Origin of the sequence: Shewanella atlantica (assembly GCF_003966265.1) — a bacterium.
Taxonomy (GTDB): Bacteria; Pseudomonadota; Gammaproteobacteria; order Enterobacterales; family Shewanellaceae; genus Shewanella; species Shewanella atlantica.
Genome location: NZ_RXNV01000001.1, coordinates 209,802 through 232,860, shown reverse-complemented (window position 1 = coordinate 232,860; position 23,059 = coordinate 209,802). Strand labels below are relative to the sequence as shown.

18 protein-coding genes are annotated in these 23,059 nt (G+C 46.6%); 3 read left to right on the top strand and 15 right to left on the bottom strand.

Annotated features, from left to right (window positions below):
• Positions 1 to 32: 32 nt before the first annotated feature.
• From EKG39_RS00910 to EKG39_RS00840, 14 genes are all read right to left on the bottom strand, one after another.
• Positions 33 to 3,332 carry an efflux RND transporter permease subunit gene (locus EKG39_RS00910; protein ID WP_126503355.1) on the bottom strand — a complete coding sequence of 1,100 codons (3,300 nt, stop codon included), beginning with the start codon at positions 3,330 to 3,332 and terminating at the stop codon, positions 33 to 35.
• A 10-nt stretch (positions 3,333 to 3,342) separates the two neighbouring features.
• Positions 3,343 to 4,386 carry an efflux RND transporter periplasmic adaptor subunit gene (locus tag EKG39_RS00905; RefSeq protein ID WP_126503353.1) on the bottom strand — a complete coding sequence of 348 codons (1,044 nt, stop codon included), beginning with the start codon at positions 4,384 to 4,386 and terminating at the stop codon, positions 3,343 to 3,345.
• A gap of 158 nt (positions 4,387 to 4,544) precedes the next feature.
• Entirely contained in the window at positions 4,545 to 5,261 is a 717-nt protein-coding gene (locus EKG39_RS00900; RefSeq protein WP_126503351.1) for an SIMPL domain-containing protein, read from the bottom strand.
• A gap of 394 nt (positions 5,262 to 5,655) precedes the next feature.
• Complete coding sequence (locus EKG39_RS00890) at positions 5,656 to 6,039, bottom strand: VOC family protein (protein ID WP_126503349.1); 384 nt, start codon at positions 6,037 to 6,039, stop codon at positions 5,656 to 5,658.
• A gap of 132 nt (positions 6,040 to 6,171) precedes the next feature.
• Entirely contained in the window at positions 6,172 to 7,494 is a 1,323-nt protein-coding gene (locus EKG39_RS00885) for an OmpP1/FadL family transporter (protein ID WP_126503347.1), read from the bottom strand.
• Positions 7,495 to 7,861: 367 nt separating this feature from the next.
• Complete coding sequence (gene putP / locus EKG39_RS00880) at positions 7,862 to 9,313, bottom strand: sodium/proline symporter PutP (protein WP_126503345.1); 1,452 nt, start codon at positions 9,311 to 9,313, stop codon at positions 7,862 to 7,864.
• Positions 9,314 to 9,463: 150 nt separating this feature from the next.
• Positions 9,464 to 10,168, bottom strand: a complete 705-nt coding sequence (locus tag EKG39_RS00875; protein WP_126504684.1) for a DUF3379 domain-containing protein — start codon at positions 10,166 to 10,168, stop codon at positions 9,464 to 9,466.
• Positions 10,161 to 10,724: a sigma-70 family RNA polymerase sigma factor gene (locus tag EKG39_RS00870; RefSeq protein ID WP_126503343.1), complete on the bottom strand. Its 564-nt coding sequence runs from the start codon at positions 10,722 to 10,724 to the stop codon at positions 10,161 to 10,163. Before EKG39_RS00870 ends, EKG39_RS00875 begins: the two co-directional genes overlap by 8 nt.
• Before the next feature lie 106 nt (positions 10,725 to 10,830).
• Entirely contained in the window at positions 10,831 to 12,465 is a 1,635-nt protein-coding gene (locus tag EKG39_RS00865) for a BatD family protein (RefSeq protein ID WP_126503341.1), read from the bottom strand.
• An 82-nt stretch (positions 12,466 to 12,547) separates the two neighbouring features.
• Positions 12,548 to 14,479 carry a vWA domain-containing protein gene (locus tag EKG39_RS00860; protein WP_126503339.1) on the bottom strand — a complete coding sequence of 644 codons (1,932 nt, stop codon included), beginning with the start codon at positions 14,477 to 14,479 and terminating at the stop codon, positions 12,548 to 12,550.
• A 2-nt stretch (positions 14,480 to 14,481) separates the two neighbouring features.
• Complete coding sequence (locus tag EKG39_RS00855) at positions 14,482 to 15,474, bottom strand: vWA domain-containing protein (protein ID WP_126503337.1); 993 nt, start codon at positions 15,472 to 15,474, stop codon at positions 14,482 to 14,484.
• Positions 15,468 to 15,983, bottom strand: coding sequence for a DUF4381 domain-containing protein (locus EKG39_RS00850; RefSeq protein WP_126503335.1), 516 nt, complete (start codon positions 15,981 to 15,983; stop codon positions 15,468 to 15,470). The genes EKG39_RS00855 and EKG39_RS00850 overlap by 7 nt, the downstream gene beginning before the upstream one ends.
• Entirely contained in the window at positions 15,983 to 16,912 is a 930-nt protein-coding gene (locus EKG39_RS00845) for a DUF58 domain-containing protein (RefSeq protein ID WP_126503333.1), read from the bottom strand. Before EKG39_RS00845 ends, EKG39_RS00850 begins: the two co-directional genes overlap by 1 nt.
• Complete coding sequence (locus EKG39_RS00840) at positions 16,913 to 17,869, bottom strand: AAA family ATPase (protein ID WP_126503331.1); 957 nt, start codon at positions 17,867 to 17,869, stop codon at positions 16,913 to 16,915.
• Positions 17,870 to 18,290: 421 nt separating this feature from the next.
• On the opposite strand from EKG39_RS00840, the gene fadI reads away from it, so the two are divergent.
• The 3 genes from fadI to EKG39_RS00825 all read left to right on the top strand — a co-directional run bounded on the left by fadI (position 18,291) and on the right by EKG39_RS00825 (position 22,193).
• Positions 18,291 to 19,601 (top strand): acetyl-CoA C-acyltransferase FadI, encoded by a 1,311-nt coding sequence (gene fadI, locus EKG39_RS00835; RefSeq protein ID WP_126503329.1) that lies wholly within the window; start codon positions 18,291 to 18,293, stop codon positions 19,599 to 19,601.
• A 5-nt stretch (positions 19,602 to 19,606) separates the two neighbouring features.
• A complete protein-coding gene (gene fadJ, locus EKG39_RS00830) occupies positions 19,607 to 21,754 on the top strand; it encodes a fatty acid oxidation complex subunit alpha FadJ (protein ID WP_126503327.1) in 2,148 nt (715 codons plus the stop codon).
• Positions 21,755 to 21,968: 214 nt separating this feature from the next.
• Positions 21,969 to 22,193 (top strand): hypothetical protein, encoded by a 225-nt coding sequence (locus tag EKG39_RS00825; protein WP_126503325.1) that lies wholly within the window; start codon positions 21,969 to 21,971, stop codon positions 22,191 to 22,193.
• A gap of 273 nt (positions 22,194 to 22,466) precedes the next feature.
• Here the strand turns inward: EKG39_RS00825 and EKG39_RS00820 are convergent, their stop codons facing one another.
• Positions 22,467 to 23,036 carry a hypothetical protein gene (locus EKG39_RS00820; protein ID WP_126503323.1) on the bottom strand — a complete coding sequence of 190 codons (570 nt, stop codon included), beginning with the start codon at positions 23,034 to 23,036 and terminating at the stop codon, positions 22,467 to 22,469.
• Positions 23,037 to 23,059 lie beyond the last annotated feature (23 nt).

The following is a 23,059-nucleotide window of genomic DNA, read 5'->3' as shown; positions in this document are numbered from 1 at the left end:
TAATAAGCTTAGTTATCTGTTATTTCAGGTTATCAGGCGTAATGCTTCTTCATTACTGCGTAATAGAGTACGGGGATCACAACCAGAGTCAGTAAGGTCGAGATCATGATGCCGAATATTAAGCTGATGGCGAGCCCATTGAAGATGGGATCGTCGATAATAAACAGGGCACCAATCATGGCTGCAAGTGCTGTTAGCATTATCGGCTTAGCTCGTACGGCACCAGAGTGGATCACGGCTTGTTGGAACGGAACGCCGGCGGCAGTCTCCTTATTGATGAAATCCACCAACAAGATGGAGTTTCTGACGATTATCCCGGCCAGTGCAATCATGCCTATCATGGATGGTGCGGTAAAATGTGCCCCAAGTAGCGCATGTCCAGGCATAACCCCGATCACCGTTAAGGGGATCGGTGCCATGATGATGAGCGGTACGGTATAGGAGCGGAACTGCCCGACGACCAGCAGATAGATGGCTATCATACCTACACCATAGGCTATCCCCATATCACGGAATGTTTCATAGGTGATTTTCCATTCGCCATCCCACAGCACCGCGATAGCATCGAGACCGGAGGGTTGCTTAATAAAGTGTTGCTCGAAACCCAATCCATCTTCTGCATCTATCCTGGCTGCCATATCAAACATGCCATACAAGGGACTATCTAACTCTCCAGCCATATCGGCAACTACCATCACCATAGGGATCATGTTCTTATGGATGATGGGGGCATCTATTTTGCCCTTTTTGATATTCACAAGTTCAGAGACGGGGACTGAAGTACCATTTTGTCCCAGCAGTTTGAGGTTTAACACCTGTTCAAGGTCGAGTTTGGCAGACTCCTTGAGCTGTAATCGGATTGGGGTAGGGTGCTTCTGTCTATCTTTAATCAGGTAGCTCATATCCTGTCCGCCAACAGAGGTGGCTATGAGGCTGACAATATTTTGATAGGGAACCCCCAAAAGGCTCGCTTTACTTCTGTCGATGATCACTTGCCATTTCTGCTGCGCCGCAGGTAGAAATATATCTATGTCAACCACGTCATCGGTTTCATGAAACAATGCCTGTAACTGGTAAGCCGCTTTTTCACGTATAGCTTCGCTCGGTCCGTAGACTTCGGCAACAATGGGTGACCAGACCGGCGGGCCCGGCGGTACTTCGACCACCTTGATGTTGGCATTGAACGGTTTACCTATCGCCTGCAAAGGTGCACGGACTGATTGTGCGATTGTATGGCTGTCTCTTTCTCTATGCTTCTTATCGAGCAAATTAACTTGAATATCACCCAGCTCCTGAGTCTCCCTCAAGAAGTAATGTCTGACTAATCCATTGAAATTCATCGGGGCATTGGTACCCGCATAGAGTTGATAATTATCAACTTCTTCGACCGTACCCAAATAACGTCCCAGTGCTTGAAGCACACGTTGTGTCTGTTCAACCGGTGTTCCTTCCGGCATATCGACCATTACCTGAAATTCAGATTTATTGTCCAGAGGCAGCATCTTTAGTATGACGAGTTTGCCTAAAGGCAATGCCGTTGCAACGCCGATTAAGACAAAGATGGCGCCTGCGAGCCCTATTCGAGCTCTGCGTGCCTGCTTACCTATTACAAAGGGGCCGATAAGTTTAGTAAAAAGCTTGAGCATCAGGCTGTTGTTATCAGGCTCGCTGTTCGTCTTCTCTTTAGTTGAGGCATTAGTTGTGGCACTAGATGCAGACTCTTCAATTGCGTCTGAAGATGGACTCTCCTGATCATGACGTTTAAGTAATTTTCGGCTGAGCCAGGGGGTGACGATGAACGCAACGGCTAAGGAGATAAGCATTCCCATGCTCGCATTGATTGGAATAGGCGCCATATAAGGACCCATTAACCCAGAGACAAAGGCCATGGGTAATAGTGCCGCGATAACGGTAAAAGTCGCTAAAATGGTAGGACTTCCAACTTCGTCAACGGCAACGGGGATCAGCTCTTTAAAAGATTGTTTGCCTATCGCCATATGTCGGTGGATATTCTCGACCACCACAATGGCATCATCGACCAAAATACCGATAGAGAAGATGAGGGCAAACAGAGATATTCTGTTTAATGTAAAGCCCCAGGCCCATGACGCAAACAGCGTCGTCGCTAACGTAATGATAATTGCGATACCAACCACAAGCGCTTCTCTGGTGCCCATAGTGAATAAGACTAAGAGCACGACAGCTGAAGTCGCAAATATCAACTTGAAGATAAGTGTGTTGGCTTTATTCCCCGCCGTTTCACCATAGTTTCTGGATACCGTGACCTCAACATTGTCAGGAACCAGAACATTTTTAACCTGTTCGATACGTTGTAAAATTTGATTGGCGATATCGACGGCATTTTCACCAGGCTGTTTACCTATTGCCAGCGTTACAGCAGGGTATATGTCATTTTTATCGCCATACCAGACACTTTTAACCGGAATATCCGCTTTTAATGTTATCTGGGCAACATCACTAAGGTAGACAGGGGCACTTTGCCCGTCTATGTCTTGGTAAACTGAGATGACGAGCTGTTTAACATCATCTGCGGATTGCAGAAATTGACCGGCTTGAACCTTTATCTCCTGGTTGCCCTGTACAAGAGAGGCGGGCATGGAGATATGGTTATTCGATTTAAGGCTCTGGGCTATTGCGTCATAGGTGAGCCCGTAATAGTTCATCTTCATCGGATCGATTCGAACATTAAGCACGAGTTCGTGTGAGCCTAAGGTATAGACTTCACGCGTGCCGGGAATACGCTTGAGCTCTGTTTCCAGTCCATGAGCAACATGGGTCAATTGTTCTGCTGAAACGGCCGCCTGTTTTGACCATAGCGTTAAGCTGACAATGGGGACATCATCGATTCCGCGAGGCTTGATGAGTGGCTCGCCTACCCCGGCACCCGATGGGAGTTTATCGAGGTTAGAGTAGATCTGATTATAGAGCTTCACTATCGCTTCATTACGTGGGATCCCAACTTCAAAAATTGCGATGATCAGTGCGCCGTCAGGTTGCGAAAATGAGTAGAGTGTATCTATTCCTTTTATCTCTGAGATCACCTGCTCAGCCGGGAGCGTGACTAAGCTTTCAACCTGAGCCGGTGTCGCACCGGGGAAGGGGATAAAGACATCGGCAAAGGTTACATCTATCTGAGGCTCTTCCTCTTTTGGCGTCACTATGACGGCAAATAAACCCAGTAGTAAGCCAAGTATTGCCAGCAGTGGCGTAATGGCACTGAGCTGAAATGCTGCCGCAATCCTACCCGATATTCCTAATTTTGAGTTGGGTGTATTTGATTCAGGCAAAGTCGTGTTTTGGGGTTCGTTCATCTTGACCTCTCTATTTTGCCTGATGATTTTGGAGTGCTTGGTACGCGTCGATAGCAATCACATCTCCGGAGGTTAATCCTGCCAAGACTTCGACCTCTTTATCCTGGTAATTTCCCAGGCGGACTTGACTGAGTACAAAGTCATCCCCCTGTTTGAGGTATACGGCACTGAGCTCATTTTGTTTAAGCAGGGCTGAAGTCGGGATAAGAATACTCGAGCGGCTACCAGCACTGAATCTGGCTTTAGCCCACATTCCCGGCATCAGATTAGGCTCATTTTCGGGGAGGTTTATTCTTACCTTGTAACTGTGACTCTGGGGATCGGCAAATGAGAAAATAGTGAGAGAGTTGGAGCTAAACTGACGACCATCATTGAGGATGATCTGAAATTTAGGTAGCTGCTTCAATGCGTCAATATATCGCTGTGGTACGTGGGTGATGGCGCGCATCTGCGACATGGAAAAACCGGAGAAAAGCGCTTGTCCGGGACTCACTGTTTCGCCTTGCTCCACGTGCCTTTTAGTGACGATGCCTGAAAATGGCGCATTGACTACCGTATATTTGAGTGATTCTGTGGCTTGGGTTATGCGGGCATTTGCACCTCTAACCGCCTCTTGTGTAGATTCTGCATTGGCAATGGCTTCATCCATAGCGCCTTGTGATATGGCTCCTTTAGGAAACAGGGCTTCATACCGACGCCTTTGTAGTTGCGCCTCATTATTTTGGGCTATCGCTCTGGCATAATCGGCTTCGGCAGCAGCCAGCTCTGCGCCTTGTTCTTTACTGGTGATCTCCAGTAATGAGGCCCCCTCGGAGACAATATCATTTACATCGTAATTGAGTTTTATTATGCGACCGGAAGTTTGCGCCGAAACCGTTGCGGCTTTCACGGCTTCAAGTTTTGAATCCAGTTCTATCCATTTCGTTTCCTTGGTCTCAATTAAGGTGGTGGTTTCAATTGATGCAGCGTATAGATGAGCACTCATTAATGAGAGGGCAATGTAAAGAGCCGGGAAAAGGGCTGGGAAAATAGATTTAGTCTGTTGAATACGCATAATAAGCTCACCAATGAAAGTTCATAAGATTATTCTAATGGATGGGGTTTTATGATGCAACTATTAAATTAGAAAAATACGATTGATAGGGGGGGGAATAAAAAAGGAGTCATTGACTCCTTAATTCGGCTAACTTGGCTCAGTCACCTAGAGTTGGGTCAGTCACCTAAATAGTAGGTTAATGTCGAGACTACACGTACTTTCTTTATGTGAGGGGTATTGCTGTCTCGATCTGTGATACTAAATTGACCTTGGGAAGCCTTCTTAATTTTTCCTAATGTTGAATTGGAATCTTTGGCAAACTTGTCAGCCACCTTACGGGCATTTTGAGTGGCGGCCTGTACCATCTCTGGTTTCACCCGGTTGAGTTCTGTAAACAGAAACTCGGTCCGGCTGTTGTAGTCTTGATTAGATATAGCAATGCCATCTTTGGCCAAATCCAGCAGATGCTTACGGCTTGTCAAGAACAGCTCAACTCGCTTGGTGTAGAGCGATATTGTGACCTTAGCGGCGTAGCGAAATTTAACATTAGGGTCGACATAACCCTGAGCTTGTCTGTCTTCAATAGAGGGAAGGGAAGTTGAAATTTCATCGGGTGTAAACCCTTGCTTTGTCAGGAAAAGCACCACTTTATCTGTCTTATCTTGCACTGTCTGATAGAGAGAGTTGAGATCGTTATCGACTTCGGTAAAGCGTATCGGCCAGATGGCGATATTGGCTTTAACTTCCTGCTCGGCCAACCCCTTTACCGTGACGGTACGCTCCATGGATTTCATCTGGATCAGACTCTGACCTATGCTATTACCAAGGAGAATGAGACCCAGACAGAGAAATCCACCTAATATAAATGCCGCGACCTGAGAATTTTTTTGCATGGTTTTTCACCGAGATAACAGAATAGTCTCGATATCTTATACCAATCGGTATAAGAAAGTGATCTACTCAGAGCTTTTTTGGCAAACAAATTCAAGGCGAATGGATGAGGGAATGGTGTTCCCTTCTGAAGCCATTCAACGCTGAAGTAGGCAGCCAAAAACACTCCTGAAAGGCGAGTTTTAGCGCCTCTGATGCTGTGTTAACGAGCTTAAACGTAGAATAACTATGTTCTTCACTCGTTGCGAGCAACATGGATGTTGCAAATGTCATTTATGCAGGAGCAATTAATGACCTTGCCTCTGAAGCGCTAAATTCTCGCTGAGCGATCACATCTTTATGCCGATTGGTATTACTTTTTATCCTTGAAATCTATGATTATATCGATCTGTACAATCAGGCTATTTGAGGTTGCCAAAGCTCCACTTTATTGCCGTCAGGATCGATAAACCACCCAAATCTGCCAAACTCAGAGTCTTCGGTGACACTGATCACCTCGGCGCCACCTCGTTGGACTTGATTGAGGGCACCATCGAGATCGTCGACAATGAGGTTAAACATGAAATGCTTATCAGAAGGAGATAAATAATCATTGCCATTTTCTATCGGCGACCAGACGCTGTAACCGCTACGGGAAAAGGATGAGAGGTTGTCTAAGTAAAATGCCGCACCGCCCCAGGGTTCAACCGGAAGTTGAAGGTGCTCTTTATACCAATCTGCTAATGCTTTGGGATCTGCACTCTTAAAGAAGATGCCACCCAATCCGATGACTTTTGCCATGAAGGTTCATATTCAATGTGTTGTAACTCTAACTGTAGGAAACATTTTGTAAAAGTACAAAAAAGCCGCACTGTGAGTGCGGCTTATAATACCGATTGGTATTGTCGTAACAAGCTTAGTTAAAGCAAATTTTTAGAACTGATAGCTATATTGTACTGAATAGTACACGGCATCTGAACGAGTATATGCAGTTACATCGCCAGACAAACCTGGGATAGCTTCTATCACAGAGCTATGCTCGGTAACATGAACATCTTCACCACGGACAAAAGCAACGCCCATATCGATAGTCGATTGTGTGCTAAGGCCATAACTTACACCAGCTGTGTACCAGTTACGGTCTGAGTCAGGAATAGACAGTGAACTGACATCGCCCACAACGCCCTGATCATGCATGTAACCTGCACGCACTTTCCACTTTTCATTGATAGTGTATGTACCACCGACACTGAATAGCCAAGAGTCATCCCATGCATATTGCTTAAGTACTGCATCGCCGACAGGTGTTCCATTTGCCAGTTGACCGTCAGTAACAGTAATTTCATGGAAGTCGCCCCATGTCGTTAGCTGAGCGGTGTAATGTAAGGCAAATTTTTCAGTGAGCTGGTGAAAACCGGCAACTTGAAATATATCTGGCATTGGGATGTTAATTTCATCAAATGCTATAGCACCTACACCTGGTTGAGTCATGTTGACATCGCCAGTAGCTTTAAATTCTGGGCTAAAGCGGTAGCTCATGCCTAAACGATGGTCGGCATTAAATTCGTAAACAGCACCAATAATGCCACCAAATGCAACACCATCAGCTTCTACATCAACTAAAGAAACCGGCACCATGCTTCCATTTTCACCGAACGGAAGGTTTCCTTCACGGCTTAAGTTACCTTCACCGTAAATGATGTCTACTCCAGCCCCAACACTGAAATGATCATTGAAACGGTAAGATAAGCTAGCATTGAAATTCATGGTAATAATTTCTGTATTACCTAACAGATCAACCGGGGCAGGTGCAGGCACGATTGAACCATCAGCTGCTTTTGGATTGCTGTTGGCGAGGCCGGTTAAATCTGTACCTGTACCAAAATTACTAAACCCTGCGACACCAAATGCCCATTTGTCGTTAATCGGTTGGATATAGTAAAAGTTAGGAATAAGTTTGTTTTCAGCTACGTCATCTGCGTTACCGTAATTCCCCAATGGAATCGATACGTCAGAGACGTTCACGTCTAAGTCGGCATATGCAACACCAACTGACAATGATTTTTCATCAAACAGAGCCATTGCTGCTGGGTTACGTGATAGCACCGATGCGTTATCAGCGATAACAGCATCACCGGCAAACGCGCGGCCGAGTCCGGTTGCTGATTGACTGTTAAGTTGGAATCCTGCTGCCATAGCTTGTGAACTCGCAAGTGTCACAGCAACGGCCAAAATAGTCTTGTTGAAGTACTTCATCTTTATCTTCTCTTTATTTTACGGTCCCGCTTTTTATGACCAACTAAAATGAGTTAGCTGCAGGATCCACTTATTAGACCAGTGCATCTTAGGGATGCATTTGTCTGCCAACAACTCCGACCAGAAGACGTTTTTGGTTACCAAAATGTTAATATGAAGAGTGAGGGATTTGGGGATTGAACGCCTGTATATGAATGCAGGGCTCAAGCCCCTATCTACAGGAAGGTTAAGGGATTAAGCGTATTCGAGCCTAGGTTAATATAATGTAAAATAACTCGGAAAATAAAAACTAAAAAAAGCCAAATAAATAGCGTACACGTGTACGCTATTTATGTTTGTGCTGCTCTGAAACCCTTATTTTTACTGTTTATAGTTTTGAAGTAAATACTCTAAACTGTTCACTGACGGTGTCTGATGGTGCCGATATTTTACTAACAATAACACCGGAAAGTGTCGCAAATACAAATCCTGGTAGGATCTCATACAGATCGAAAATCCCGCCTGATAACTGCTTCCAAATGACAACGGTTAATGCGCCAACTACAATCGTTGCCACGGCGCCGTCACGGCTATACGCTTTCCAGAAGAGGGACAATAGGACTACTGGGCCAAATGCGGCACCAAAGCCTGCCCAGGCATAACTCACAAGTCCAAGTACACTGCTTTCAGGGTTAAGGGCTACGATACCAGCGATAACGGCAATGGCTAACACCCCGATACGGCCGACTAACATCAACTCTTTGCTTGTCGCCTCGGGTCGTAACCACTTCTTATAAAAGTCTTCGGTGATAACACTGGAGCAGACAAGAAGTTGTGAGTCGATGGTGCTCATGATGGCCGACAGAATCGCCGCAATAAGCAGACCGCCAATCCAAGGATTGAAGGCGGCGTGGGCAAGATGAATAAATACCGTTTCAGGATTAGCTAAAGGCTCATTGGCAAAATACAGGGTTCCGGCGAGTCCCGTTGCCAGGGCTCCGAAAAGTGCGACTATCATCCAACTCATGGCGATACGACGAGATACCGGAATATCCTCAGCACTGCCGATAGCCATAAAGCGAGAGAGAATATGTGGTTGGCCGAAATAACCGAGTCCCCAGGCCAATAAGGATACCAGGCCGATTAACGTTGTATTTTCATGAAATAACGACAACATGGCAGGATCTAATGTGTCGATGCCATTTTGTGTCTCCGGCTGACTGAAGATTGCCACAGGCACGATAAGTAGTGCCACTAACATCAAACAGCCTTGAAAAAAGTCAGTCCAACTTACGGCAAAGAAACCACCGACAAAGGTGTAAGCTACTATGATAGTCGAGCCTATAATTAGGGCCAGCGTGTAATCTAAACCGAATACTTTCTCGAACAAGATAGCGCCGCCAACCATGCCTGAAGAAGCATAAAAGGTGAAGAATACTAAGATGGTCACCGCCGATACGAGTTTTAGCAGGCCTTTTGTATCTTCGAAGCGCTTTTCGAAAAAGTCGGGCAGTGTTAGGGCGTTATCGGTAAATTCGGTATAAATTCGCAGCCGTTTAGCGACAAAGAGCCAGTTTAACCATGCTCCGAACACTAAGCCTATTCCAATCCAAGCTTCACCGAGTCCACCAAGATAAACGGCACCGGGTAGGCCCAGTAATAACCAGCCAGACATGTCTGAGGCGCCGACACTCAGTGCTGTTACCGCAGGGCCCATGCCTCTGCCACCAAGGATGTAGTCGTCTACAGAGTCGGTTGCTTTATAGGCCCAGAGTCCTATTCCCATCATTAGGGCGAGGTAGCCGATAAAAGTGATTAAAATCGGTAATTCAATGCTCATGCTTATGCCATTCTTGCTTTTTCTGGAATTGTGAGGGGCTATGCTAGCAGATGTTCGACACGAAGCTCAATATTGTTGAGGAATGTGATGAATGTTTGACTCTGCAGCGATAGCTATCGCCGCAGAGTGATCGGTATATAATTGAATAAGTTAAATGAAGGTTTGCTTAATTTCTTCCTTTACGTAGCCCAGGTCTGCGGTATCTTCACCAACCAGTAGCATGTAGGCCTTATCGGTGGCAAAGCCTTTGCCGATATAATTATTGTCTGCAAAAGCTTCATCTAAAACCATGCGATCTTCAAGCGGAACGATAAACAGGGTGACTTTACCCTGTTCGCCTTGCATCACCAGATGTAAGCTTTTCACACCCTGAAAATCGCAATCAGTACTGTAATAGACTTTACCGGGCTGCTTGGTGAATTTTGCGTTACCTAACGTTCCCATCGAAGCGAGTTGGAAGTTAACTTCGTCGAAACCAACATTGTCATCGACCTTAAGTGCCATTGCTTCATGATAGACATGGGCAAGGGCGTGCTCACCCAAATCAACCGGGCCCATTCTTAAGAGAGTGAAACTGATCCCGGCAATAAATGCGACAGAGGCCACCAGAGCGAGCGTAAACCCGGATTTACGACGTTGAGCCTGGTGTTGATGAAGCTGCTGATTCAAGAGTAATTTGGCTGACAGATCTTCCGGTACATCGACCTTTAATGCCCGCTCAAGTTTGCTATCGAGCTTTTTCAGATCGTTGAGAAAGGACTCACGCTCGGGGGAATCGTGCATTGCTGTGAGAAAATCCTCATCTTGACAGTTTGGCTCTCCATAGGCCTGTCGTCTAAATTTAAGCTCATCCATTGGATTGACCTCTTGCTTGGGGTTGTTCGATAACATCTTTAAGTTGATTTCTTGCGCGAAAGAGTCTGGTCATTACGGTATTTCGGTTTAGATCTAAAATACCCGCAATCTCTTCGCCACTAAAACCACCAATAATCTGTAACAGTAAAGGTTCGCGATACTCGAGTTCTAATTTGGCAATCTGTCTACGAATTAAGTGTTGTTCAGCCTGATCTTCAGAACTGCTTGAGAACACATCTTCAAGATGCTCCTGCTCTACATCTGAGTAATTGAATTGCTTGCGCTCAAATCGACGGGCATTCTCTCTCCTCAAAATGGTGATAAGCCAGGCTTTAGCCGCCTTATCATCTTTTAAAGACTCGAGTGAGCGCCATGCCCTAAGGAAGGTTTCTTGAGTGATATCTTCCGCGACATGTTTATCGCCGCAAAGCCAGTAGGCGTAACGGAATATGTCTGCGTGAAGTGCCCTGACAAGGCTATCGTATCGTCTTTGTTTACTAAGCATGTCTGAATTGACCGTGGAACTAGACTTTTTATTTCGCGAGCGACTAAACATTTCTTAAATCTGTGATCCAACAATACTCGCTAGCTTAACCTGCTGGAGATGAATGGCAAGAAGTTAATAACAAGTTAACTTCTTGCCATACCTGGATAAAGAAAAACTACCGGGGATTGAGTTCAACCAGAGGCGAACTCTCCGGTTTTGTCGATATTGTGGGGGCCGACTTTACTGATGCTAAGACAGTTCGATAATCGAGATTGGTTTTTTCCCGGCTAAAAGCGCTCGCTTGCAGTGCTGCAATCACGCTATGCAGAGCGGGAGATAACTGGGATATCTCATTCAAGGTCATGGTTTGGGCATATTGCTCACAGAAATAGGTTTGAAGAGAAGAGAGTGCTTTACCTGCATTCTCCTCTTCACAGGCCTGTACGATGCGTTCATAGCTACTCGATTGCTTAGGCTGCACAGTCGAAGCCGGTAAACGCTCATTACCGGCAGGTGAATTGTGTGAAAGTGCCCGGCGCCAGAGAAGCAGTGTCACCAACCAAAGTAGAGCAAAAAACAGTGTCGACCAGGGCCAGATACCTGAACTTGTCGAACCATGGGTCTCGGCTGAGATGAGCGGTAACTCATTTTCGACATTATCACTGCCGATGATAACAATTGTTCTTGCTGGGAGTTTAGCGACCTCTTGCTGTTTTGTATGCGGGTTCCACCATGGAACGCTAATCTCAGGCAGTGTGTAACTACCGGCCTTAGTCGGGACTATGGCTAAGGTCTGTGTCAGTTGAGAGACAATCTTTTTATCCCGGACAAAAGACTGTCTTTGTGCCTTTTCCGGATAGGTTTTAAGCTCGCTCGGAACCTTTATGTCGAGTTCCGGCAAGCTTGTTTCGTCGGTATTCACCGCTAAAAGTGTAATGGTTCGAGTGATTGGAGAGCCAAGCTCGTAGCTGTCTTCTTGTGTCCAGTCTTCGTTTAATGCAACAAGATCTGAGACTAACCAATCACCAACAAATTCAACAGGGATCGGATTGATCAAGATGATAGATTTTGTGGCTTTGGCTTGCATGGGTTTACTTTCATTGAAAGAAAACATGCCGCCTCGTCTCGACGACTGAACGACAACGTCACCTGAGAAATTAGCCCCTTCGATGGTTAACTCACCGGGCTGGTCGGCGATGATGCCATAGGTTCTCTCTATGACTCTGTAACGACGTCCATTGACGATTTCAGTGGTATCTACATCTTCGCCAAGTTGCTTAATCTGCGCGCCATCTATCGCTGGTGCGCTCAATACTCCACGCTGCAGGTCTACTGCCAGAAAGAGCTTAACCTTATAGGTGATTAGCTGGCCGACATAGGCTTCCTCGGTCGATAAACTGGTTCGAACGAACAGGCTTTGCATCTGCTGCGTTTGGCTGCCGGCGGGAACGACGCTTAAACTAATCGGCTCTGAGCTTACTCCATCGATGGTGAAGGGCGGAATGAGAATGTTACCGGAACGCTTTGGTGCCAGTAGTACCTGCCAGCGGGTGAGTTTCTTTGAATCGAAATTGACGATCTGTGTACTGCGACTCACACTGGTTCTGCCTACGATAAAATCATGTAGTAGCGCTGAAGTATCGAGCTTTCCTGTGCTGATGTCGTCATCGGCATTTATCGTCAGAACCAGGTATTCACCTTCTACAGCAGGATTTCTATCCACAGAGGTTTCAATTTTGCTGATGGCAAAACTTGGGAATGAGAACGACAGCGTTAATAGTGCCGCAATAAAGAGTTGTCGTATTACCACGATTCTTGATCCTTTAAAGAAAAATTTTGCTTAAAGCTGTTTTGATATACCGATGTGACAAGACATTGCCGTATGAGCATATCTACCATTGCTCTTGCTCCTGAGAAACCATGCCTTGTCTGCGGCGTTTCTGATATTCCAGCTGCATTTTGTTACGAAGCAAAACTTGGGGGTCATCGGCTAAAGCACGTAATGCACGCTCCATCTCAGGTGGCAGTTCATCCTGAGTTTGCACCTGCTGAGCAGCCTCCGTTTTATCTACATTTTGCTCTTGACCTTCTTCACCCATATCCGCTTGGGCTTGTGCAGTTTTAGTTTGCTCTGCTTCAGAGCTGTCATCGTTTTTATCTATTGAGTCAGGTGATTGTTGAGCCTCTTCACCTTGAGGTTTTTCTGACTCTCTCTCGTCGGGATCGGCCTGCATTTCAGACTCGTTACTCTTCTCCTGAGAAGAGGCGTCTGAAGTTTGTTGCTCTTGATCTGACTGCTCGTTTTGATCAGTGCTACTATCTTGCTGAGCACCACCCTGTTCTGAGTTTTCATCTTGCCCGGATTTGTTCTCCTGCTCAGAGCCATCCCCCTTATCAGAGCCTTTCTCTTTGTCTGAGTTTTCATCTTGATCGGACGGGTCTCCCTGCTCAGAATTTTCCTGTTGTTCCGATTGGTTTTTCTTCTGTTCTTCTAACTTTTTAGCTAACTCCAGGTTCTCTTGTGCATCTTTGAGTTCAGGGTTCTTCTTAACGGCACTCTCATATCTCTGGATTGCCTCGTCATATTTACCCTGTTGCATCAAGGTATTCCCTTGATTATAAAGGCCCGTCGCGCTTTCATCTTGTTCGAATAGGGCTAAGGCTTCATCATAATCGCCCGCCTTGTAGTGCGAACTCGCTTGCCATTGCGGATCATTGAATTTCTCAGATGCATTTTGATATTGCTGAGCATGATAGGCCTCCATGCCCTGTTGATTTTTAGTTTGCCATACATCATCCCAACCTGAAGCAAGGGCTGGGGTTGGTTGATAGACAATGCAGATTAATGTGGCGCAAACTAACCCGTATCTGAAACTTAACAAAACCGGAATTAGCAGTAATAAGGCAATGAATGGGCCGGCATCTTGCCAGATCTCACCATCGAACTCCGTTGCCTTAGTCTCTCCTGTAGTGGAAAGCCAGGTAAGAAATTGCTCTAGATCTTGACCATCGGTGCGATAGGGTACAAGTATGCCATCGGCTCCTTGAGCGAGTTCATTGAGTTGTACATAGTTAGTTTTCGCAACCACCACCTGATCAGCATTATCACGAAGTAACTGCCCATCGGGTAATCGGATAGGAGACCCTTGCTCGCTGCCAAATGCTAAGATCCCGAGTCGGTATTGGGTGCCTTTAAGCACTTTTTTGGCTTCATTGAGCTGTCTTGGGGATACGCCGTCCGATAGCAGTATGATATCGCCGCGAATGTGGCCACCCTGAGCCAGCAGGTTTTTGCTTTGCTCTAATGCGCTGATTATGTTTGAGCCTCTCGACGGCATAATATCCGGGGAGAGGGTGGGTAAGAGGTTGAGTAAGGTTGATCTGTCACGGGTTAGTGGACTGATGGTGTACGCATCCCCCGCATAGGCGACGAGCCCTGTCTCACCCTCTGTCAGTTCACCGATAAGATCGGTTGCCTTGAATTTAGCCTGAGAAAGTCTGTTAGGTGATTGGTCCGTCGCGAACATCGACAGTGACATATCCATGACGATAACTCGTCCCTGAGCCGCTTCAAAGACCGGGAGTGATTGTTGGGTAAAAGCGGGGCCGGAAAGAGCAAAAACCGCGACCAACCAGCTAACAGCCAGATACGGGAGTGAGGGGCGCTTCAGCTCTTTTGTTTTTGTTACCAGTAATGTCGCCAGATGCGGAGAAATGTAACGATTCCAGGTCGAGTTTGCCTGTTCAGTTCGCCACAAAAGCCACATGATTAGCACGAGTGGTAGCAGGGCAAGGAACCATTCCGGGCGTAAGAAATGTAACATGTTTAGCTTTTACCCCATCGGATGCTGAGTCGTTTAAAGAATGAGAGCTGCAAAAGGGCCATCAAGGTACTGAGCATCAAGGCTGCAGCAAGCGGCAGGTAAAAAAGCTCCGATTGAGGTCGGTAACTGAGTTGATCCCGACTGATAGGTTCAAGCTTATCGATCTCTTGATATATCGATTCCAGCTCCTGTGCATTTCGGGCTCGAAAATAGAGACCACCAGTTGTTTGTGCCAGCGCGGTGAGCTGGGTTTCGTCGAGATCCATCGAGGGATTTACTCGCTCTTTTCCAAACAGGGTTCGTCTCTCCATCACTTCGGCACCGACACCGATGGAGTAGATCTTAACCCCTCTTTTGGCCGCGATGGCTGCGGCTTGCTCCGGCGAGATGGAGCCTGAGTTGTTGGAACCGTCGGTGAGCAACACTAATATGCGGTTACTTTCATCGACCATATCGAATCGTTTTACGGCTAAGGCGATAGCTTCACCTATGGCTGTCTGCTTACCGACCAGCCCTATTTGTGCCTCTTTTAAAAACTGCGCCACAGAGCGTCGGTCTTGAGTGAGAGGTGCTTGCAGATAGGCATGATCGGCAAAAAGAATTAGACCTAGTTTGTCGCCCTTGCGTCGTTCGATAAAGTCGCTGACAACGGCCTGGATCATCGTGAAACGGTCGACCGTTTTTCCATCGAGCACCATGTCTTCAATCTGCATACTGCCGGAGAGATCGACTGCCATCATCAAGTCGCGCCCTTTACTCGGAAGTTCTATCGGTTCACCCATCCATAATGGACGCGCGACGGCGATGACAAGCAATATCCAAACAAGCCAATGCATTTTTCGTGATCTGGTTTGTTGTTCTATCTGTTGGCTGCCGCTTTGTGCGACCCCTGGCAGATGCAGGTGTCCGCTGATCTCCACCTCCTGCTGCTTTTTACGAAATATCAGCGGTAGCGGCAGCAGTAATAAAAGCCATGCCCATGCAAGCGTTAGCATCTGCTCTCCTCGCCATTCGGTTGGGAACTTTTGACCGGGTTTACTTTGATAGGTAGTGCCTCTTTCAGCCATTGGTGAGCTAAGGTCTTAAGCTTCGGGCCTTCACCACTGGCTAAACCTTCCCGTTGATAACGTTTTTCGAGCAACTGCTGCAGTTGCGGGTCAGGCAGTTTAACTTGAGTATTCATCCAACGATACCACGCCTGACCTTCGAGTCCTGCGACTTGTTCTCGGGGCAGATAGCTCATCGCAGCTCGTTTTATCAGGGTATTAACCTGTGAAGATAACGCTTGATGGTTTGGATCCAGCTCTTTGAGAGCGGCAATCACGATTCGCTTGGGGGCAGAGTCGCGACGTTGACGTTTGACCAAATAGTAAATGGCAGCAATTGTCACTATTATCAGCGTGAGTAATATCCAATAGCCATAAGCTATCGGCCAAGAGGTAATGACTTCAGGTGTCTGAATATCTTTCAGGGACGCTAAGGCTGGGTTTGTTTTTGCTTCCATCACCTCAATGCCCCGATTTGATTATTTAGTGTATCTCCCGCATCTAAAATTCGGGTTTGAACATTCAGCTTTTGCATCATCTGTGTAAATTGCTTTTGAGAGTCGAGCTGTTTTGTTAACCAGGCATCATAGCCGGCACGATTGAGTGTGAGCTCCTTATTTCCCTCTTTGACCGGTAACTGGAACTGCTTTGGCAATGCAAGGGTTCCTTGCCTGAGTGGGTCGGTGATTAAGAATGCCCCCATATCGCAATGACGTTTAAGATCAGATAACGGCGCGAGACAGGCGTCATTAAAATTACTGCCATCGCTGATGATCCAGATTAGAGACCCGGGTTTCGCTATACGCCTTAATCGCTGACATGCCTTGAACATATGTTCGGGTTCACTTTGGTGTTCAGATATCTGGCTTAGTTGTCTCTTATGCAGGGATTCGATACCTGAGATCAACTGTAAGATCCCTTGCTGACGACTTCTCGGTTTTAACTCAAGATGCTCCTGCTCTGTCGCTATTAATGCACCTAATCTGTCACCATGAAAAATGGCACTCCAGCCTAAGGTGGTGGCTAAGTGCGCCGCCTGAACGGACTGAAGCAGTAAGCTTGAGCCAAAATAGAGGCTGTGACTGAGATCGAGCAGGATTAAAATCGGCCGCTCTCTCTCTTCAACAAATAACTTAGTGTGGGCCTTCCCCGTTCTGGCCGTCACTCGCCAGTCGATGGTGCGGACATCATCACCGGCTTGATAGTGGCGCACCTCAGCAAACTCCATACCGCGGCCTTTAATTAAGCTCGCTCTGTGGCCGGAGAGACTTGCACGAGCCTTGGAACGCTTCTCGGGAAGTGCTCTGGCCAGATTTTGGCACGCTAAAAGCTCTTTTTGAGTGAGGTTTACACCATCGGCAAAAAGAGGCAGGACTATCTCTGCCATTTAAGGTACCGCTACTTGAGAAAGGATATGACTAATGACCTGATCGCGACTCACGCCTTCGGCTTGGGCTTGATAGCTCAACAGCAGCCTGTGCCTTAGTACGTTAGGCGCAACCGCCTGAATATCTTCGGGCGAAACAAAGTCTCGCTCATTCAGCCAGGCGCGCGCTCGGGCACATCGCTCCAGTGACAGTGTCGCTCGCGGGCTTACGCCATACTCGAGCCATTTAGCCAAGTCATCGCTGTATCGTTCGGGTTGACGAGTCGCCATAACGATATCGACGATATAGTTTTCCAGTGGCTCAGCAAGATAGATCTCGAGAGATTCTTCACGTGCTTCAAATATATCTTTTTGAATAATGGGTTCGACAGAAGGGGCTTCTTGTTTCAATGCCTCTTTACGTGACATCCGCATGATCTCGAACTCGGTTTCTGCACTGGGATAATCCAGGTTTAAGTGCATTAAGAATCTGTCGAGTTGTGCTTCAGGCAGAGGGTAGGTTCCCTCATTCTCTAATGGGTTCTGGGTAGCCATAACGAGAAACAGCTCAGGTAAAGGATAACTGTTTTTGCCTACGGTAACCTGGCCTTCGGCCATGGCTTCCAGCAGTGCCGATTGCACTTTTGCCGGAGCGCGGTTGATCTCATCTGCCAGGATCAGATTATGAAAAATCGGGCCAGCCTCAAATTCAAATGTTGCCGTTTGGGCACGATAGATATCGGTACCTGTGAGGTCGGCCGGCAAAAGATCGGGAGTAAATTGAATACGATGAAAATCACCTTCGACACCGTCACACAGGGCTTTGACTGCACGGGTTTTAGCAAGACCCGGCGGTCCCTCTACGAGTAAATGTCCATCCGCAATCAAGGCTATTAGCAGGTTTTCGGTCAGGACGGGTTGTCCTAAAATGACCTTGTTCAGGTATTCGCGTAATGCGTGAAATCGACTCAAAGGCATGATGCTACTCGGTTAATTTAGATTAGTTTTGTATAGACCATAGATATGGTAAAAAATTCCAATAGGGTTTGGCTAGTGCCAATTCCCATCTCAGGTGAGAATTTAGCCCTTTAATTACGCTTAATTCAGTTCTCTATTGAATGTTAAGGCTAATTAGTGCCTGATAATATGCATAGTTATCAATAAAAAAATCAAAATATTCTTCATTAAACATTGTTCACAAAGAGTTTTTTGGATTTATTTTGACTAAAAACCAAACAAGTGTTTAAAACTCAGTCGTAAGAAGTTAGAATCAGATCACACTTTAATGGTCAGACCTGTTATTAGAGGTACAGTCGGACTGATTAATGGCAGGTATCTACAAAGGAAATAATATCGTCTCTCGCTAAAGTGAGCGAGGCGTATAATAAGAGGGTGACAAATGAGTGATAGACAACAGGTAACGAATGCCAAGGGCGATCGTATTGCAATTGTAACGGGATTAAGAACCCCTTTTGCAAAACAAGCCACGGCGTTTCATGGTGTATCGGCGTTAGATATGGGCAAGATGGTCGTTAATGAAATGCTATCTCGTTCTGAATTGGACCCTAAACAGATTGAACAACTGGTTTACGGTCAAGTCATCCAGATGCCTGCCGCCCCCAATATTGCTCGTGAAATTGTATTAGGCACCGGAATGGATGTCGCTACAGACGCCTACAGTGTTACCCGAGCCTGTGCGACCAGTTTTCAATCGACGGTGAATGTTGCCGAGTCCATCATGACCGGTAATATTGAAATTGGTATTGCAGGTGGCGCCGATTCATCTTCGGTTTTACCTATTGGCGTTTCAAAGAAATTGGCTCATGCCCTGGTCGATCTCAATAAAGCCCGCTCATTTGGGCAAAAACTGGCAATTTTCCGTCGGTTAGGCCTAAAAGATCTGTTGCCTGTACCTCCTGCTGTTGCCGAATTCTCCACGGGTCTCTCTATGGGACAAACCGCCGAGCAGATGGCGAAAACATACAATATAAGCCGCGCCGACCAAGATGCGTTGGCCCATCGCTCACACTCGCTGGCAACTGAGACATGGAATTCGGGTCATCTGACTGATGAGGTGATGGCGGCGCACGTTCCCCCTTATAAAAACTTTATCGATCGCGATAACAATATTCGTGAAAACTCATCGATAGAATCTTACGCCAAACTGAGACCTGCGTTCGACCGTAAACACGGCACAGTGACCGCCGCGACCAGTACGCCACTCACCGATGGAGCGTCGGCAGTACTCTTGATGAGTGAAAGCCGTGCTAAGGCACTAGGTTACGATCCTATCGGTTACATTAAAAGCTACGCATTTAGTGCCATCGATGTTTGGGAAGATATGTTAATGGGTCCCTCTTATGCGACGCCATTGGCACTGCAACGCGCCGGAATGGAGCTTGAAGATCTGACGTTGATCGAGATGCATGAAGCCTTCGCTGCTCAAACGCTTGCTAATATGCAGATGTTTGGCTCGAAGAAGTTTGCTGCCGAAAAATTAGGTCGTAATCGTGCAATAGGTGAGATAGACATGAGCAAGTTTAACGTGCTGGGCGGCTCACTCGCTTATGGACATCCATTCGCGGCAACAGGAACCAGATTAATCACTCAGGTGTGTAGAGAGCTTAAACGCCGCGGTGGTGGTACCGGACTCACGACGGCCTGTGCAGCAGGCGGTTTAGGCGCAGCAATGATAGTTGAAGTGGAGTAACAGTCATGGAAAAGACCTTTAATTTAGCGCGTCGTGAAGATGGTATCGCCATACTGACAATGGATGTGCCTGGCGAGACAATGAACACCTTGCGCGCCGAGTTTGGCCCTGAAATTAATCAAGTATTGGCAGAGATAAAAGCCGATAACAGCATCAAAGGGCTGGTACTTATCTCAGGAAAGAAAGACTCTTTCGTTGCCGGTGCCGATATCTCTATGCTGGATGCCTGTAAAACGGCGGCCGATGCTAAGCTATTGTCGCAACAGGGACATGTAGTATTTAACGAGCTGGAAGGTTTGAAAATTCCGGTCATAGCTGCCATCAATGGCGCGTGTCTCGGCGGTGGACTCGAGCTGGCATTAGCCTGTCATCAACGGGTATGTAGCTTAAATAGCAAGACCATGATGGGCGTACCTGAGGTGCAACTCGGACTACTCCCCGGTGGTGGTGGAACGCAAAGGTTACCGCGATTAGTGGGGATCACCACCGCTCTGGATATGATGTTAACGGGTAAGCAACTTCGTCCTAAGCAGGCGGTTAAAATGGGCTTAGTCGACGACGCAGTTCCCGAGTCAATTTTACTTGAGACTGCGGTAGCTATGGCTCTTAAGGGAAAACGTGCGCCTAAAAAAGTGAAAAAGTCATTAGTGACTCGCTTGCTTGAGGGTACACCTCCCGGCCGTAACATTATCTTCGACCAAGCCGGTAAGCAGGTCGAGAAGAAAACTCACGGTAACTATCCGGCTCCGGCAAAAATTATTGATTGTGTTCGTCAAGGTATGGCCAAGGGGCTAACCAAGGGGTTGGAGGTTGAGGCTAACCACTTTGCCGATCTGGTCGTATCTAAAGAATCGGAAGCGCTGCGAAGCATCTTCTTCGGCACCACAGAGATGAAGAAAGAGACCGGCGCCGGTGATGTTGAGCCAAGGGAAGTTCATAAGGCTATGGTGCTAGGGGGCGGACTTATGGGCGGCGGTATTGCGTCTGTGACGACGACCAAAGCTAAAATACCCGCTCGAGTTAAGGATATTAGTGAGCAGGGGCTGAGTAATGCACTTTCTTATGCTTATAAGCTATTAGATAAGGGCGTTAAGCGCCGTCATATGACACCTGCAGTAAGAGATAATTTAATGTCTCTGATGACAACAACGACAGAGTATAAAGGCATTAAAGATGCCGATATCGTCGTTGAAGCTGTATTTGAAGATCTGAAATTGAAGCATCAGATGGTTAAAGATGTGGAACGTGAATGTGGTGAAAATACCATTTTTGCATCTAACACCTCATCACTGCCAATCTCTCAGATAGCCGAGGCTGCCAGCCGTCCTGAAAATGTTATCGGGTTACACTATTTCTCTCCGGTTGAGAAGATGCCATTGGTTGAGGTTATCGCCCATGAGAAGACCTCTGCCGAAACGATTGCCACAACCGTCGCCTTTGCCCGTAAACAGGGGAAGACGCCTATAGTGGTTCAAGATGGGGCAGGGTTCTATGTCAACCGTATATTAGCCTTGTATATGAACGAAGCTGCACAACTGCTGCTGGAAGGGCAGAGTGTAGAACACTTAGACAAGGCGCTAGTTAAATTTGGTTTCCCTGTCGGACCTATGACGCTACTCGATGAAGTTGGAATCGATGTCGGAGCTAAAATTTCTCCCATCTTAGAGTCAGAGCTTGGTGAACGCTTTAAAGCTCCTGCAGCCTTCGATAAGTTGCTGGCAGACGATCGAAAAGGTCGTAAGAATGGTAAAGGTTTTTACCTGTATGGCAGCAAGGCTAAGCAGAAATTTAAAAAGAAGGCGAAGCTGGTTGATGAGTCTGTCTATGCCGTGCTGGGCTTAACCCCTTCATCAACGGACAGTAATAAAGACTCTCAAGATGTCGCTAAACGTTGTGTCGTGCAGATGCTCAATGAAGCCGTTCGCTGCCTGGAGGAGGGGATTATTGCCTCACCACGTGATGGTGATATTGGTGCTATCTTTGGAATTGGTTTCCCGCCATTCCTGGGTGGTCCATTCCATTATATTGACTCGATGGGAGTCGCTGAGCTGGTGGCGGAATTGGAAAGCTATCAAGCTCAATATGGTGATAGGTTCATGCCTTGTGCTCGTTTAAAAGAGATGGCTGAAAATGGACAGACCTTTTTTGAATAAATGACAGGCTCGGGCTAATAGAGTTTGTTAACAATGCGGCAACATAATGCCGCATTTTTTTGTCCGGAAGGAAATGTACTGCCTGTTTATTGTTCGTATTAATTGGGTGATTCTGTACAATACCGTTCGCATATTATCCATGAGACACGGCATTTTAGGTAATCGCTCTGAGTTTTTAGTGTTTCGTTGCTGTTTTCGAAGAGGTTGTAGATAAGTGATATTTTTCAGTATCAATGAGGCTGTTTTGGTTGTAGCAGGTGTATTGCTGATCTCTGGTGTTGTGATGGGGAACTTAGCTTTTCGCTCTGGCCTGGGAGTGAAGCGCTGGACTTTGATAGGACTTATCCTGGGCCCGGTGGGCTATCCACTATTCAATACCCATAAGCGGTTTGCAATGAAGCGTGCCGCTGGCAAAAGAGCAAGCACGATTAGGCTATAAGGCCCTGTACTCCTGCTACCTTATAATCATCTAAAATGAGATGGGATAGAGTAAGAGGTAAGAGGCTGGTGTTAAAATTGAGTCAATAAAAAGGAGCCTATGGGCTCCTTTTTTTCTGTATATGATAGGTCTAACTTAATTCCACCAAACCTTCGCAGAAATGACTTCAAGATGTTCTAACCCTTCAGGTAACTGAACTTTTTTACGCTCTGGCTTTTGAGTCAGGCCTAGTGCTTTCTTGATTGAATCAAACATAATAATTCTCCTTAGACCTTAAGCAATTTCTGAGTTGATGAATTTGATGTGTGGTGCAGCGGCGAGTTCAACAGGTTTGAATTTGATATGTGGCGCAGCGGCAAGTTCAACAGGTTTGAATTTGATATGTGGCGCAGCGGCAAGTTCAACAGGTTTGAATTTGATATGTGGCGCAGCGGCGAGTTCAACAGGTTTGAATTTGATATGTGGCGCAGCGGCAAGTTCAACAGGTTTGAATTTGATATGTGGCGCAGCGGCAAGTTCAACAGGTTTGAATTTAATATGTGGCGCAGCGGCAAGTTCAACAGGTTTGAATTTAATATGTGGCGCAGCGGCAAGTTCAACAGGTTTGAATTTAATATGTGGCGCAGCGGCAAGTTCAACAGGTTTGAATTTGATATGTGGTGCAGCGGCAAGTTCAGCAGGTTTGAATTTGATATGTGGTGCAGCGGCGAGTTCAACAGGCTTGAACTTAATGTGTGGTGCTGCTGAAAGAAGTTGTGAATTAGAGTCCGTTGCGTGTTGCTCTGATGCCACTGTAGATGTTGATAATACAAGTGCAATAGTCGTCGCTAATACTTTAATCATTTTCTCTTCTCTCAAGTTTTGGG